At 60.9% G+C, this 14,463-nt stretch carries 14 protein-coding genes; 2 read left to right on the top strand and 12 right to left on the bottom strand.

Features of this window, described 5'->3' with window-relative positions; all coding sequences use genetic code 11:
• Window positions 1–21: 21 nt before the first annotated feature.
• The 8 genes from FUU19_RS17100 to FUU19_RS17065 all read right to left on the bottom strand — a co-directional run bounded on the left by FUU19_RS17100 (window position 22) and on the right by FUU19_RS17065 (window position 6,836).
• On the bottom strand, window positions 22–1,278 hold the full coding sequence (locus FUU19_RS17100) for an MFS transporter (RefSeq protein ID WP_230490371.1): 1,257 nt from the start codon (window positions 1,276–1,278) through the stop codon (window positions 22–24).
• 23 nt (window positions 1,279–1,301) lie between these two features.
• The gene (locus FUU19_RS17095; RefSeq protein ID WP_141966709.1) at window positions 1,302–2,513 is read right to left on the bottom strand and encodes an NAD(P)/FAD-dependent oxidoreductase; all 1,212 of its coding nucleotides are present in this window, start codon (window positions 2,511–2,513) and stop codon (window positions 1,302–1,304) included.
• Window positions 2,510–3,451 (bottom strand): VOC family protein, encoded by a 942-nt coding sequence (locus tag FUU19_RS17090; RefSeq protein WP_197833801.1) that lies wholly within the window; start codon window positions 3,449–3,451, stop codon window positions 2,510–2,512. The genes FUU19_RS17095 and FUU19_RS17090 overlap by 4 nt, the downstream gene beginning before the upstream one ends.
• A gap of 109 nt (window positions 3,452–3,560) precedes the next feature.
• Window positions 3,561–4,355: an IclR family transcriptional regulator gene (locus tag FUU19_RS17085; RefSeq protein WP_004937625.1), complete on the bottom strand. Its 795-nt coding sequence runs from the start codon at window positions 4,353–4,355 to the stop codon at window positions 3,561–3,563.
• A gap of 36 nt (window positions 4,356–4,391) precedes the next feature.
• A complete protein-coding gene (locus FUU19_RS17080) occupies window positions 4,392–5,147 on the bottom strand; it encodes an SDR family oxidoreductase (RefSeq protein ID WP_147823240.1) in 756 nt (251 codons plus the stop codon).
• On the bottom strand, window positions 5,144–6,187 hold the full coding sequence (locus FUU19_RS17075; RefSeq protein ID WP_043141261.1) for an aromatic ring-hydroxylating oxygenase subunit alpha: 1,044 nt from the start codon (window positions 6,185–6,187) through the stop codon (window positions 5,144–5,146). Before FUU19_RS17075 ends, FUU19_RS17080 begins: the two co-directional genes overlap by 4 nt.
• A 20-nt stretch (window positions 6,188–6,207) precedes the next feature.
• On the bottom strand, window positions 6,208–6,516 hold the full coding sequence (locus tag FUU19_RS17070; protein WP_073534198.1) for a recombinase-like helix-turn-helix domain-containing protein: 309 nt from the start codon (window positions 6,514–6,516) through the stop codon (window positions 6,208–6,210).
• Window positions 6,517–6,518: 2 nt separating this feature from the next.
• On the bottom strand, window positions 6,519–6,836 hold the full coding sequence (locus FUU19_RS17065) for a non-heme iron oxygenase ferredoxin subunit (protein WP_004937614.1): 318 nt from the start codon (window positions 6,834–6,836) through the stop codon (window positions 6,519–6,521).
• A 398-nt stretch (window positions 6,837–7,234) separates the two neighbouring features.
• Here FUU19_RS17065 and FUU19_RS17060 point away from each other — a divergent pair, with 398 nt between their 5' ends.
• Window positions 7,235–8,476 (top strand): MFS transporter, encoded by a 1,242-nt coding sequence (locus tag FUU19_RS17060; protein ID WP_230490370.1) that lies wholly within the window; start codon window positions 7,235–7,237, stop codon window positions 8,474–8,476.
• 110 nt (window positions 8,477–8,586) lie between these two features.
• On the opposite strand, the gene FUU19_RS17055 is transcribed toward FUU19_RS17060, so the two are convergent.
• The 4 genes from FUU19_RS17055 to FUU19_RS24815 all read right to left on the bottom strand — a co-directional run bounded on the left by FUU19_RS17055 (window position 8,587) and on the right by FUU19_RS24815 (window position 12,668).
• A complete protein-coding gene (locus FUU19_RS17055) occupies window positions 8,587–8,739 on the bottom strand; it encodes a Hok/Gef family protein (RefSeq protein WP_033638576.1) in 153 nt (50 codons plus the stop codon).
• Window positions 8,740–9,074: 335 nt separating this feature from the next.
• Window positions 9,075–9,995: an agmatinase gene (gene speB / locus FUU19_RS17050; protein ID WP_004937606.1), complete on the bottom strand. Its 921-nt coding sequence runs from the start codon at window positions 9,993–9,995 to the stop codon at window positions 9,075–9,077.
• Between the two features lie 318 nt (window positions 9,996–10,313).
• Complete coding sequence (gene speA / locus FUU19_RS17045) at window positions 10,314–12,290, bottom strand: biosynthetic arginine decarboxylase (RefSeq protein WP_121976765.1); 1,977 nt, start codon at window positions 12,288–12,290, stop codon at window positions 10,314–10,316.
• A 234-nt stretch (window positions 12,291–12,524) separates the two neighbouring features.
• Window positions 12,525–12,668: a hypothetical protein gene (locus tag FUU19_RS24815; protein ID WP_464017219.1), complete on the bottom strand. Its 144-nt coding sequence runs from the start codon at window positions 12,666–12,668 to the stop codon at window positions 12,525–12,527.
• A gap of 529 nt (window positions 12,669–13,197) precedes the next feature.
• On the opposite strand from FUU19_RS24815, the gene metK reads away from it, so the two are divergent.
• Complete coding sequence (metK, locus tag FUU19_RS17040) at window positions 13,198–14,352, top strand: methionine adenosyltransferase (protein ID WP_197811726.1); 1,155 nt, start codon at window positions 13,198–13,200, stop codon at window positions 14,350–14,352.
• Window positions 14,353–14,463: the final 111 nt, after the last annotated feature.

The following is a 14,463-nucleotide window of genomic DNA, read 5'->3' as shown; positions in this document are numbered from 1 at the left end:
CTGTTGAATCGATTGATTAATTCAGTACTTTCTCAGCAACGGCAGCAGAATGAGGCAGCCGATGAACGCCATCACCACCAGGAACAGCAGGCCGTTATCCATATTGCCGGTGGCGGCGATCAACGCCCCCATCAGCACCGGCGCCAGCGCGCCGGCAAAATTGCCCAACCCGTTGAAAATACCGCCGGCGGTGGCGCTGACCTTGCTGCTGGTCGCCTTCGCCAACAGCGCGAAAATATTCGGTGCGCCGGCGCCCCACATAAAGGTGCTGAAGGCCATGGCGGCGATCACGCTGTAAGTACCCTGCAGGTGCAGCACCACCGCCAGACCGAGTCCGGCGCCGCACAGCGACAGGAAGCAGGCCAGCGCGCGCCGATCCAGCTTGTCCGACAGCCAGGCGCCCAGCACTTCGCCGAGCAGCATGGCGATGAACGGCAGCGAAGAGAGGTAACCGGCATGCTCCAGATGAATGCCTTTGCCTTTGATCAGATAGCTCGGCAACCAGCCGTTCATGCCCCACAGGTAGGTCAGGAAGGCGATATTGAACAGGCAAATCATCCAAAAGTGCGGGCTGCGCAACAGCTCGCGGCGATGCTGTTTGCGTTCGGACACCGCCGGCTTGGCCGCCGCCGCCGGGCGCGCGACGTTCAGGTGACGCATGCCGAACAGCACCAGCAACATCACCGGCAGCGTCAAAAACGCCATAAAGAAGAAGGTGGTTTGCCAGTCGAAGGTATTGAGGATGTACAGGGTGACCGGGAAGCCGAGCGCGGCGCCCAGCGGCGTGCCGAGCAGCCACAGCATGGTGGCGCGCGCCTGCAGCTGCGGCGGGAAGGCCTGACGAATAATGGCGTAGGCCATCGGCAGCAGCGGCCCTTCGGCGATGCCGAGCAGAATGCGCAGCGTCATCATGGCGTGATAGGAACGCACCATCCCCATCAACACCATCAGCACGCCCCACACCACCATCATGCCAATCAATACTTTTACCGGGTTAAGCCGATCGCCGATGCCGCTGAGCAGCATCGAGGAGATGCCGTAGGAGAACAGAAACGCGCTCATCAGCAAGCCCAGCCGCGCCGGGTCAAAGCCGATCCCTAACGCCTGCTGAAACTCGGCGTCGGAAAACAGCGCCGCGATGCTGATCTTGTCGAAAAACGCCAGCAGCACGCAGGCAAACAGCGCGATCGGCACCGACCAGCGCACCCGCTGCTGCGGATTTTCGGCAACGGTTTCCCCCGCCCGTCCAGCGCGGGCGTCAATGTCTTGCGTAGTCATAAAACGCTCCCGAGGTTCGGGCGTTATTTCAACGCCATCAAAGAAAACTCCGCATCCGCCAGCTGCTGCGGATCCAGCACCCGGCCACTCGCCAGCCAACGCTTGCCGAGCTTGATGGTGCGCGCGTCGTTGAACGCTACCATCTGCACCAACTGCCGATCGGCGTTCAGCGTGAAGAACACCTGCGACTGCGGCGTGCGGCGCACCACATGGTGTACCCCGCCGCTCGGCACGCCGAGGATCTGGATATTGGCGTCGTATTGATCCGACCAAAGCCAGGCCACGTCGTCATACGGAGCGGCGAAGGCGTCGAGCATCGCGCAAGCGGTGCTGATGGCCTGATTTTGCGCGTAGGCCCAGGACTGCAGGCACAGGCCGAGCGTCGGATGGCGCGCCACGTCGCCGGCGGCGAAGATCGCCGGATGGCTGGTGCGCCCCTGGCCGTCGACCACGATGCCGGACTCGATCGCCAGCCCGGCGCTGCGCGCCAGTTCGAGATTCAGCTCGACGCCGATCCCCACCACCACCAGATCGAAGGCCTGCGGATCGCTGACTTCGCTGCCGATCCAGGCGGCGCCATCGCGATCTTCCAGCGAGATCTCGCCGCAGCCACACAGCACCGTGACGCCCTGCTGACGATGCAGTTCGAACAACGCCTGTGAGACGTCGGCGCCGACGCTACGCATGCACAGCGCAGGCTGGCGTTCAAACACCGTCACCTCGGCGCCGAGACGGCGCGCGGAAGCGGCGATCTCCAGCCCGATCCAACCGCCGCCGACGATCGCCAGGCGACGGCAGCCCTGCAAGCCCTGCCGCAACCGGGCCGCATCGTCCCAGGAACGCAGCGTCATCACGCGCGGGTGCTGCGCCCAGGCGGCGCTCGGCACACGCGGCCGTCCGCCGGTGGCGATCAGCAACTGCTCGAACTGCAGCCGTTGCCCGTCGCTGAGCGTGACGATTTGCTGTTCGGCATCGATGGACTCGGCGCGCAGCGGGCGACGCCAGTCGATATTCAGCGCCTCCACCGCCTGTTCGCTAAATAGCCGGCTGAGGGGCGCCGCGGCATCCAGCAGCGCCGCTTTCGACAGCGGCGGCCGCTCGTAAAAATCGTAGGGTTCGTCGCTGACAACCGTCAGCCGGCCGCTGTAACCGCGATCGCGCAGCGTCTTGGCCGCCCAGCCGCCGGCCTGGCCGCCACCGACGATGACGATGCCCGCGTGTTCCGGCCGGTTCATAACGCCTGCGCCTTTTTATGCTGGCGGCGCGTGTCGTGATCGATGCCGCCCTCTACCGCCCATTCGGTGAAGGAGACCAACGAATGCTCCAGCTCGCGCGGCTGCCAGTTTTCCGTCAGATAATCGTCGTTGGTGTAGTACTCGAACGCGCCACCGGTCGGGCTGTTGACGTACCAGAAATAGGCCGAGGAGATCGGGTGGCGGCCGGGGCCGATAAAGGTGCTCCACTTCTCTTTGTTCATGGCGATGCCGCCGCCGATCACTTCGTGGATATCGCGCACGGTGAATGCCACGTGGTTCAGGCCGCGTGGGCGGTTCGGCAGCTTCAGCAGGAACAGGTTATGGTGGCCGCCGCGCGCCTGAGTACGCAGGAAGACGGCGCGATCGATATAGCGATCGGAAACCTGGAAATCCAACAGCTCGCGATAGAAACGCTCGGTCGCCGCCAGGTCGTCAACGAAGAACACTACGTGGCCGATGTTGATAGGTTGCGCCTGCGAATAGACCGGGCTGGGTTGATCGATGCGGCGCACGTCGCCCCATTGGTTGATCGGCGTGACCGGCACCTCAACCGCCTGCTGGCGGCTGACGACGAAACGCAGCGTCATGCCGTTGGGGTCGAGGCATTCCAGCTCTTCTCCCACTTGACGGAAGCCGGGCATCAACGCCAAACGCGGCTGCAGGCGCGCCAGATCGGCGGGTGAGCCCACGCCCCAGGTCATGCGGCGCAGGGTAGAACCGCCTTCAAACGCCGCAGGCAGCGCCGCGCTTTGCAACGGGTGCAGGACAACCTGCGCCCCGCTCAGGGTGGTGAATTCGCGCTGCGGTTCGCCCCAATGTTGCGTGGCGGGCTGCAGGCCGAAGTCTTGCATGAATTTTTCGCAGGTTGGCAGATCTTCGACGCCAAACTCCAGTTTTTCGATTCCGATTACGCTCATTGTTCAGCCTCACGTTCTCGCTGCATACGGTTTTCAGGCATGAGTGAACCCCGGCCCCTGTTTGCTACGGGCCTTATCCCTGCCTGAGTAAAAGAGTCGGTCCTGCCGGTTAGCCGACGTTGGCCTGCGGCGGCGCGCCGAGGAAGCCGGAAATTTTCTCCGCCGCGTCGCGCACTTCCATGCGCAGCCGCTCGCGATCCGCTTTCGGGATCTCATCGGACGGCACCATGATGCTGACCACCGCCTCGACCCGCTGCTCGCGGTTGAAGATCGGGTAGACGATCGAGGAGATGCCGTGGCGGAAGAACGATTCGCCGATCACATAGCCGCGCGCTTTGTCTTGCTGCACCATCTGCCACAGCGTTTCGCGATCCGCCGGGGTGCCCGGCGCATTGCCCGGCAGCTGCGCGTCCGGATAAAGTTGTTCGAACTCGCTGCGGGTGGCGCTGGTCAACAGCATGCGACCCAGAGAGGTTTGGTGCACCGGCAAACGGGTGCCGACGCTGACCTGATTGATCTGCGAACCGGCGGCGCTGACGCGAGCGATGTAGATCACGTCGCGCCCGTCGCGGATCGCCAGATGACTGCTGCACTGGCTGCGATCGCGCAGCTGCTCGATCACCGGCTGGCCGGCCTGTGCCACGTCCAGCGACGCGATGTATTCGAAGCCGAGGCGCAGCACCTTGATGCCGAGCGCAAAGGTGTTGGTGCGCGGATTGCGCTCCAGGAAGCCCAGGTGCTCGAGCGTCTGCACCACGCGGTAGGCGGTGGCCTTCGGCATATCGACCAGGCGATGCAACTCGGCGAAGGTCATTTCCTTATGCTGCTCGCCAAACGCCAGCAGCAACTGCAACCCGCGATCCAGTCCCGGGATCAGATACTTACATGCTTGCTCGTCCGCCATATCTCGCTCCTGCGCTGTGCGCCAGCCCTGCGGGCCTCAGTTGAATACGAAGCCGCCGTTGACCGGCAGCAGTTGGCCGGTGACGAAATCCGCCAGCGACGACAGCAGATAAAGTACCGTACCGTTCACATCGTCCGGATGCTGCGCCCCGGCCAGCGCGCGCCCCTGCTCATACAGCTGATGGCGCTCGGCGGGCACATACTCGGTGGCCTCCACCCGCGTCAGGCCCGGTGCGATGGCGTTGACGCAGATGCCCTGCGGGCCCAGCTCGCGCGCCATCGAACGGGTCATTGCAATCACCGCGCCTTTACTGGCGACATAGGCCATCAGGCGCGGCGCGCCCCACAGCGCAGTGTCCGACGCCACGTTGACGATTTTGGCATGCGGGTTGCGTGCCAGCAGCGGCACCGCCGCCTGGCTCACCAGCCAGGTACCGCGCACGTTGACCTGCATCACGCGATCCCACAGATCGATATCGTATTCCATCATGGTTTTGCCACCGACGCCGGTCGCCAGCGCCGCGTTGTTCACCAGGCCGTCGATCCCGCCGCCAGCGGCGATCTTTTCGAACGCCGAACGGATCGAATCCGGTGACGCCAGGTCGATCGTCTGCGTTTCCACCCGAGCGCCCTGCTCGCGCAGCGCGGCACCGCTCGCGGCCAGCTCATCCGCCAAGATGTCGCACATCACCACCTGCGCGCCGGCGGCGGCGATGGCGGCGGCGAAGCTGTAACCCAGGCCGCGCGCCGCACCGGTGACCACGATACGTTTACCGTTCAACAGGCCGTTCACTGCGCCGCCTCCCGCTCGCGCAACGTCGCCAGCTGTTTCTGCGCCTCTTTCTGCATCAGGCGGCGCAGGCGTGAAAGACCGACGTCGTGCTGGTACAGGTATTCGCGGCCACGGGCGTTAGGTGCCATGTTCTCAAGCACGATGCGATCCTGCTCAAGCACGTCCCAATGCAATGATTCCAGGCGGTTGCGGTACATGAAGCGCCACATGTCGCGCTGCCAGTCCTTGACCTTACGGATGCGCCAGAAGAATACCCGGCAGTGATCCTTGTCTTCCGGCACCACCATGCCGATGATCCAGAAGTGACCACCCGGCCCAAAGCGCTTCTTGTACGGGATCGACAGGCGCATCCAATACGCGCCGCTGCTGCCGAATTCCACCCAGTCGAAGTTAACCCCGATCTGTCCGTTCTTTTTGAAGATAAACCCGCTGTCGGTCGGCTCCAGCCCCATATCCGCCTTGCGATCCCCTTCCGCCATCGAGTGCGAGGAGGAATGCAGATAGGTGCCGTGCATCGGATCCATCACGTTTTCCAACGCGTACTGGTAGTTGCAGTCCCAGCTGGCGGTGCACAGGAAGTGGCTGTACGACGCTTCGTCCGCCAGCTCTTGCGGGAAAGTCAGCTCCGCCGGCGCTTCATCCGCCGTCACGCCGAAATAGAGGAACACTGCGCCGTAGGCTTCTTTGGCCGGGTAAGAACGCAGGCATTTTTGCCCCACCAGCGGGCAGCGATCCACCGCCGGCACGTCTTTCACCGTCCCATCGCCGCCGACTTCCACCCCGTGATACCAGCAGGCGATGCGATCGCCGAGGTTCCACCCCATGGAAAGCCGCGCGCCACGGTGCGGGCAGCGGTCTTCCAGCGCGTGGATCTGGCCTTCACCGTCGCGCCACACCACGATTTGCTGTTCAAGGCGGGTGATGCCGACCGGGTTGTTGCCCACTTCCCAACTGGCCAGCACCGGATACCACATGCCGCGCAATCCCTGGTCAAGATAGTCCTGCAAGCTCTGTTCGGAGGATGTTGTGTTTGCTGTCATTGTCTTCTCCCGGATGTGGCTCAGAAACCGTTAACGTGAAGGAATTCGCGGAAGGTCGCCTCATTCCACGGTTGGCCGCTGCGATCGAACAGGCGGCGCTGATTCAGCGCGCTGACGATCTGCTCCAGCTCTTCCGCCCCCTGCTCGAAGATCGTTTCCAGCGCCGCCACCAGCGCGGTTTCGAAACCGTCCGGCACCCGGGCGCGGTTTTGCCAGATGACATTGCGGAACTGGCCCGGCTGATGGATTTGGCCGTTGCCGCCTTCGCGGGCCGGCGTCACCTGTTGGGTGTCCGGCAGCCAGGGATTGAAATCGGTGATGTGCTGCATGATTACTCCTCCGCGATAAAGGTGATCTGGATTTGGTTGTCGACCACCCGGGTGGGATAGGTTTGCAGATCGCGGCCGCCCGGCTCGCGCAGGCACTGGCCGGTGCGCACGTCAAACAGCGCTTCGTGCAGCGGGCACTCAACCTTGCCGTCGTCTACAAACCCCTGGCTGAGCAAGGCATAAGCATGCGGGCAAACGTCTTCCAGCGCGTAGTAGTTACCGTCGAGCAGGTACACCCCGATCTCTTTTCCTTCCACTTTGCCGGAGAAAGGAAAATCTTCTTTCACCTGAGACACTTCGCACACATTCTTCCAGCTCATTGCTTTTATCCTCTATCTGATTGTTTCATATATGAAACTCAGTTTCTTATTTAATACAGCCACTATAAGTGTGGCGAAACTTTCGTCAAGCGATCGGAACGGCAAATGTTAATGAAAGGTTGTTTAAAAATGACAAATGCGGGAAGGATCACGAAATCATGCACCGATATGAAAAACCTATGTCAGTTGTGCGCTCTCCCGCTAATTTATGGCAAAAAATGCGTTGATTCCGACGACGCATTGCGCGTAAAAGTGTTTTCTCACGGTCTTTCACACCCTATTTGATAACAATAAATTTACATCAATCGGCCTCATCCCCCGCGTTTGCGCGAAATGGCCTCCGCGGGTGAGTTTACTGCTGCCTGAATTCGTCAACCGCTCGCATTGAGGAACGCAACGTGCAACAACGTCAACGCTGGTTTGGGGTGATCGCCCTGCTGTTTCTGATCGTTATCGCCTATGCGGATCGGGTCAATATCGCCGTGATGTTGGTCAATCCCGACTTCCTGCAACACTTCCAGCTCGGTGGCGACCGCGCTCACCAGGGCACGCTGATGACGGTGTTTTTGCTCGGCTACGGCCTGTCCGCCATGTTGCTGACGCCGTTTCTGGAAACGCTGATGGGTTACCGCCGCGCGCTGACGCTGAGCGTGGTGCTGTGGGCGCTGCTCACCGCCGCCTCGCCGCTGGCGGGATCGCTGATGCTGCTGTGCGTGGTGCGCGCGCTGCTGGGCGTCAGCGAAGGGCCCCTGTTCTCGCTGAAGACCATGTACATCGGCGATCATTTCGCCGCCGACGAGCGCGGCAAACCCAACGCGGTCAGCACGCTGGGCGTCTCGTTGGGGCTGGTGATCGGGTTTCCGCTGGTGAGTTTTCTGATGGCGCACTTCGGTTGGGCAATGTCGTTTCACCTGCTGGCGCTGATCAACCTGCTGCTGGGCCTGGCGCTGGTGCGGCTGTTCGTTCATCCGCTCCCCGCACCCTCATCTTCACGCTCTGCCGATCCGCAACCCGGGCTGAGCCGCGTCTGGCATACCTTCGCACTGGCCTGGCGCACGCCGATGCTCGGCTGGATCTTGCTGATCGAGATCGCCACGCTCAGCTACCTATGGGGCTCCAGCGCCTGGCTTCCGGCATATCTGACCGATGAAAAAGGTTTTTCCATCAAGCAGATGGGCTGGATGGCCTCGCTGCCGTTCATCGTCAGCATCGCCTCCAAATACCTCGGCGGCGTGCTGCTCGATCGCATTCGCCCTTATCAGGCGCCGCTGATCTTCGTTTGCGGCGGCGCGGCGACCGCACTGTGCATTTATGGCGTGATGCACAGCCATCAGCTTGGCTGGATCGCCTTCTTCCTGCTGGCGGCCAACGCCTGTTGGGGCGCACAGGGCGCGGCGATCCCCACTCTGCTGCAGCATTATGCGCGGCCGGAGGCGGTCGGCAGCGCCTATGGGCTGATCAACGGCATCGGCAATCTGTTCTCGGCGTTTGTGCCGATGGCGATGGGCATAGTGATGGCCAGCCAGGGCAAGGTGTCTTCAGGCTTTGCAGTGCTGATTGCCTCGCAGCTGCTGACGTTGCTGGCGGGCGGCGCACTGTTTGGCCGCATGTTGCTGGCGCGGCAGGTGAAGCGGGCATAAACCCGTTTCCCTGCCCCGTGCGGCGGAAAACCGACAGCGTTGAGAGGGTGCTCATGGATCTGGACGCCAACAATCAGCAGACGGGGGACATCCCCCGTCGCTGGGTTGCCTTACCGTTCGGATTCGTAAGCCAAAATGGCCGCAACCTCCGTGTTACCCGATCGGATCCGCAGCTCACACAGCGTGCTGCGAGTTATCCATGCCAGTGATATTACCGTGGCACAAATAACCACCAATTTTAACAGGCTCCGTTTGTTCGGCATCATGCCTTCTTCTCCTTGCCTCGCGGCGGGTAAGAGGCTAACTTAACGTTGCTGGCGTTAGAGTAGGCCTCGGGTTGATGGATATCGACTCGGGGCTTTTCTCTTTGTACCTTTCACGCAGGCTCCAGATACAAAGATCCAGAGCACCCGCGCGCAGTATATTCATCCTCTCCGTTGTCCCGGTTCCTTTTCTCCGACTCAGTTTCATTTCTGCGCAAAATTGCGCAAAGGCGTTGCAACAGACTGAAAATCTCAGTGCGGATGGCGACAAATGAAATAAAAAAAGCGGCCCCCATACAATGGAAGCCGCTTTTTCAGCGAGGAGTGGTCTGGCGTCAGGCGTGTTTCTTGGCCGCCTGCAGGTACAGCATCTCCAGGCCCAGGGTCGCCGCGGCCAGCGCGGTGATCTCGGACTGGTCATAGGCCGGCGCCACTTCCACCACGTCCATGCCGACGATGTTCAGCGACTGCATGCCGCGTACCAGCTTCAGCGCGCGATCGGAAGTCAGGCCGCCGATCACCGGCGTGCCGGTGCCCGGTGCGAACGCCGGATCCAGGCAGTCGATGTCGAAGGTCAGGTACACCGGCATATCGCCGACGATGCCTTTGATCTGGGTCAGCAGGTCGTCCACGCTGCGATCGTTCACCTGCGCGGCGTCCAATACGGTAAAGCCGTTGTCATGATCGAACTCGGTACGAATACCGATCTGCACCGAGTGGTGCGGATCGATCAGGCCTTCATTCGGCGCATGGTAGAACATGGTGCCGTGGTCGAACTTGCTGCCGTTGGCGTAGGTATCGGTATGGGCGTCGAAGTGCACCAGCGCCAGCTTGCCGAAATGCTTGGCGTGCGCGCGCAGCAGCGGCAGGGTGACAAAGTGGTCGCCACCGAACGAGAGCATGCGCTTACCGGCCTTCAGCAGTTTCTCCGCGTGCGCCTGCAGCTTGTCGCTCATGTCCTGCGCATCGCCGAAGTTGAACACGATGTCGCCGCAGTCAACCACGTTCAGCCGATCGCGCAGATCGAAGCTCCACGGCCAACGGTTGCCTTCCCAGGCCAGGTTGGTGGATACCTGACGGATGGCCGCCGGGCCGTGACGGCCACCGGCGCGACCGGAGGTCGCCATGTCAAACGGAATGCCGGTGATGACCCACTCTGCATCGCTGTCGTAAGGCATGAAATTCAGCGGAAAGCGCAGGAAACCAAAGGCGTTGGACACTAATGAATTATCGGACTGATGGCCTAAGGTGCTCATAGTAAACCCTCGTAGTTCAACAAGTTGCCGGGCGCAGACGCCGGGCCGTTACAAAAAAAAATCCCTCCCGCGTCGTTAGCCCGACGAGAAAGGGATTGATACCCTGGATAATTGGAGTTGCATCAAGACGGCCAGGGCGGGAATCCCCAGGAGCTTACTCAAGTAAGTAACTGGGGTGAACGCACGCAGCCAACACAGAGGCAACTTCAAGTATGACGGGTAATTCGATGTTTGTTTCGGTGCTACCGATGCAGCAGATTATGGCCGCATTTTGTTCATGCTTCAAGGGGGCCGACATCGCCCCCCTGAAGAGGGCGGTTACTCGTCTTCCAGATACGTGTAGCCGTACAGACCGGCCTCAAACTCTTCCAGGAACTGCGCCTGCAGCTCGCTGTCCAGATCGGTTTCTTTGACCTGATCGCGGAACTTGGCCAGCAGCGCGCTCGGATCGAGCTGCACGTACTCCAGCATGTCCGCCACGGTGTCGCCCTCGTCGGACAGCTCGGTCTCGACGCTGCCGTCCGGGAACACGTAAACGTCAACCGAGGCGGTGTCGCCGAACAGGTTGTGCATATTGCCGAGGATTTCCTGGTACGCACCGACCATGAAGAAGCCCAACGCCGGCGGATTCTCCGGATCGTACGGCGGCATCGGCATGGTGGTCGCCACGCCGTCGCCGTCAACGTAATGGTCGATGGTGCCATCGGAGTCGCAGGTGATGTCGAGCAGCACCGCGCGGCCTTCCGGCGGCTTATCCAGCCCTTCCAGCGGCAGCACCGGGAACAGCTGATCGATGCCCCAGGCATCCGGCATCGACTGGAACAGCGAGAAGTTGACGTAGAACTTGTCCGCCATGCGCTCTTGCAGTTCGTCGATGATAGGACGGTGCGCACGGTTGCTCGGATCGAGCTGCTGCTGGATCTTGTTGCAGATGTTCAGATACAGCTGCTCGGCCCAGGCGCGCTTGGTCAAGTCCAGCATGCCGTGCGCGTATTGGGTATGCACGTCGTGCAGATCCATCTGGCTGTCATGCAGCCATTCGCGCAGCGAGCGGCGGTTCTCCGGCTCGTTCATTTCCAGCCAGGTTTCCCACATGCTTTCCAGCGCGCGCGGCGCGTCGGCTTCCGGCGGCTGCGGTTCGCTGAACTCGTTGCGCTCGACGCCGATCACGTTGGAGACCAGCACCGTGTGGTGCGCGGTTACGGCGCGGCCGGACTCGGTGATCACCGTCGGGTGCGGCAGGCCGTGTTCGTTACAGGCGTCGCCGATGCCCCAAATCACGTTGTTGGCATATTCGTTCAGGCCGTAGTTCACCGAGCAATCGGACTGCGAGCGGGTGCCTTCGTAGTCGACGCCCAAGCCGCCGCCCACGTCGAAGCACTGAATGTTGACGCCCAGCTTGTGCAGCTCAACGTAGAAGCGCGCCGATTCGCGCACGCCGGTGGCGATGTCGCGAATGTTGGCCAGTTGCGAACCCAGGTGGAAGTGCAGCAGCTGCAGGCTGTCGAGGCGGCCCGCTTCACGCAGGGTTTCCACCAGCTTCAGCACCTGCACCGCCGCCAGGCCGAACTTGGATTTTTCGCCGCCGCTCGACTGCCATTTGCCGGAGCCTTGGGACGCCAGACGCGCACGCACGCCCAGGCGCGGTATGACGTTCAGCCGCTCGGCTTCTTCCAGCACCAGGTTGATCTCGGACATCTTCTCGATCACCAGGTACACCTTGTGCCCCAGCTTTTCCCCGATCAACGCCAGGCGAATGTATTCACGATCTTTATAGCCGTTACAGACGATCACCGAACGGGTCATGCCGGCATGCGCCAGCACCGCCATCAGCTCGGCCTTGGAGCCGGCTTCCAGCCCCAGCGGTTCGCCGGAGTTCACCAGCGATTCAATCACGCGGCGGTGTTGGTTCACCTTGATCGGATACACCAGGAAATAACCGCCCTGGTAGCCGAAGGACTCACGCGCGCGTTTGAACGCGGCGTTGATAGAGCGCAGGCGATGCTGAAGGATCTGCGGGAAGCAGAACAGCGCCGGCAGACGTTGGCCGTCTTTCTGGCGCGTTTTCACCAGTTCTGCCAGATCGACGCGCGCCTGCGGGACATCCGGGTCCGGGCACACGCTGATATGGCCCAGCTCGTTGACGTCATAGTAATTGTTGCCCCAGTAGGCGACGTTATAAGTACGCAGCATCTTGCTGGCATTACGATCATTCATGGCAACCTCCTGCATGGAGCGCAAAGATAAAGACTCGCCCGCAACCGGCGGGCGGTGAATCAACAGATCATCAGACATGGTTCGCCTCACATTCCGCACTGACGAAACCGTCAGCCACTATCGCAGCTACAACCCGCGAGAACAACCCAACAAGCCGCGCCGGCGGCAGCGAAGAGAACTGCCGTTCGCGGTCAGCGATCGGTTTATCACTCATATAATTGTAAGACACCCTGTTCAAACCTCGTGAATCGGGCCAAGAAACATCCCACAGGAAGGCTGCAGGCTACCCTTGTTCAGTTCTTCAGACGACCGTTAGCCGGCCCGAGAATCCTGAGTAGCGGCCAAGTGTTTATCGCACCTGGTAAGTGACAGAGAGACAAGACGGGAAATAGCAGAAGAATGTGCGCCAGAACGGCACTGCTGTTGGGAACCAACAACCGGTAGACAACGGATCATTAATCCAACCACCTCCACGCGCGCCGTTCACAGTGAACGACCCAGCCTCTAAAATAGTGTAAGAACGTGACCGTTCGATGAAGCGGCGGCGCCACGGCGAACGCCCGCGACGGATAATAGCGCAACGCCGGCGAATGCAAAGCGGAAGTTTATCACACCTTCCCCAGCGCCAATCGCCGTACTGTGCAGCAAATGAACCGCGCGCGCAGTTTATACCGGTAAGAAGGTGAAAAAGCAAAATGAAAATTCGCCGAAAACTGTTTCAAGCGATGAAAATGGCGCCAACCCGTTTGCGTAAAAGAGCGAAAGCGCAAAAAATTACTGGCAATCTGGCTAAACCCTGACCTAAAATAGACGTCCAGATGTTAATCCATCTATACTGGTTAACTGATAAACTGCTTAACGGCTTTGCCTGAGGGGCGTTGCAGGATGCATCTCGCGCCATCAGCGGAAGACCCTTCGCTTTGATGCCGGATCTCCAGCGCTGTGCAGTAATTTCTAACCCGTCTTATGCAAGGTAAAGAACACAATGGCTAAACACCTCTTCACGTCCGAATCCGTCTCCGAAGGACATCCCGATAAAATCGCCGATCAGATCTCCGATGCCGTCCTCGACGCCATCCTGGAACAAGATCCGAAGGCGCGCGTCGCCTGCGAAACCTACGTGAAAACCGGCATGGTGCTGGTCGGCGGTGAAATCACCACCAGCGCCTGGGTCGATATCGAAGAGATCACCCGCAAGACCGTGCGCGAGATCGGCTACGTTCATTCGGACATGGGCTTTGACGCCAACTCCTGCGCAGTATTGAGCGCCATCGGTAAACAATCCCCGGACATCAATCAGGGCGTTGACCGTACCGATCCTCTCGAGCAGGGCGCCGGCGATCAGGGCTTGATGTTTGGCTACGCCACCAACGAAACCGACGTGCTGATGCCGGCCCCGGTGACCTACGCGCACCGTCTGGTGCAGCGCCAGTCCGAAGTGCGGAAAAACGGCACCCTGTCGTGGCTGCGTCCGGATGCGAAGAGCCAGGTGACCTTCCAGTACGACGACGGCAAAATCGTCGGCATCGACGCCGTGGTACTGTCCACCCAGCACTCAGAAGACATCTCGCTGAAAGATCTGCAAGAAGCGGTGATGGAAGAGATCATCAAACCGGTCCTGCCGGCGGAATGGCTGACGGCGGGCACCAAATACCACATCAACCCGACCGGCCGTTTCGTTATCGGCGGCCCGATGGGCGACTGCGGCCTGACCGGCCGTAAGATCATCGTCGACACCTACGGCGGCATGGCTCGCCACGGCGGCGGCGCCTTCTCCGGTAAGGATCCGTCCAAGGTTGACCGTTCCGCGGCTTACGCGGCGCGCTACGTGGCGAAAAACATCGTTGCCGCCGGCCTGGCCGATCGCTGCGAGATTCAGGTGTCTTACGCTATCGGCGTAGCGGAACCGACCTCCATCATGGTGGAAACCTTCGGTACCGAGAAAGTGCCAACCGAACAGCTGACGCTGCTGGTGCGCGAATTCTTCGATCTGCGCCCATATGGCCTGATCCAGATGATGGATCTGCTGCAACCGATCTACCGCGAAACCGCTGCCTACGGCCACTTCGGCCGCGAGCACTTCCCGTGGGAAGCGACCGACAAAGCCGCACTGCTGCGCGATGCCGCCGGCCTGAAATAAGCCCCGACATCAACATGAAAACGGCGAGCCTGGGCTCGCCGTTTTTTTTGAGCAGATGGGTGCTCCTGGATCAACGCATCGACTGCCGGCAAGCGGAGGCAAAGCCCCCGC

The organism is Serratia montpellierensis, assembly GCF_020858655.1.
Lineage (GTDB): Bacteria > Pseudomonadota > Gammaproteobacteria > Enterobacterales > Enterobacteriaceae > Serratia > Serratia montpellierensis.
Note: the sequence above shows the minus strand (reverse complement) of the source record. Positions and strands in the feature narration are given on the sequence as shown.

Coding starts and splice junctions, on each gene's coding strand:
- FUU19_RS17100 (WP_230490371.1), bottom strand. CDS start 1,278: ATGACTACGCAAGACATTGACGCCCGCGCTGGACGGGCGGGGGAAACC.
- FUU19_RS17095 (WP_141966709.1), bottom strand. CDS start 2,513: ATGAACCGGCCGGAACACGCGGGCATCGTCATCGTCGGTGGCGGCCAG.
- FUU19_RS17090 (WP_197833801.1), bottom strand. CDS start 3,451: ATGAGCGTAATCGGAATCGAAAAACTGGAGTTTGGCGTCGAAGATCTG.
- FUU19_RS17085 (WP_004937625.1), bottom strand. CDS start 4,355: ATGGCGGACGAGCAAGCATGTAAGTATCTGATCCCGGGACTGGATCGC.
- FUU19_RS17075 (WP_043141261.1), bottom strand. CDS start 6,187: ATGACAGCAAACACAACATCCTCCGAACAGAGCTTGCAGGACTATCTT.
- FUU19_RS17070 (WP_073534198.1), bottom strand. CDS start 6,516: ATGCAGCACATCACCGATTTCAATCCCTGGCTGCCGGACACCCAACAG.
- FUU19_RS17065 (WP_004937614.1), bottom strand. CDS start 6,836: ATGAGCTGGAAGAATGTGTGCGAAGTGTCTCAGGTGAAAGAAGATTTT.
- FUU19_RS17055 (WP_033638576.1), bottom strand. CDS start 8,739: ATGCCGAACAAACGGAGCCTGTTAAAATTGGTGGTTATTTGTGCCACG.
- speB (WP_004937606.1), bottom strand. CDS start 9,995: ATGAGCACCTTAGGCCATCAGTCCGATAATTCATTAGTGTCCAACGCC.
- speA (WP_121976765.1), bottom strand. CDS start 12,290: ATGTCTGATGATCTGTTGATTCACCGCCCGCCGGTTGCGGGCGAGTCT.
- FUU19_RS24815 (WP_464017219.1), bottom strand. CDS start 12,668: ATGATCCGTTGTCTACCGGTTGTTGGTTCCCAACAGCAGTGCCGTTCT.
- metK (WP_197811726.1), top strand. CDS start 13,198: ATGGCTAAACACCTCTTCACGTCCGAATCCGTCTCCGAAGGACATCCC.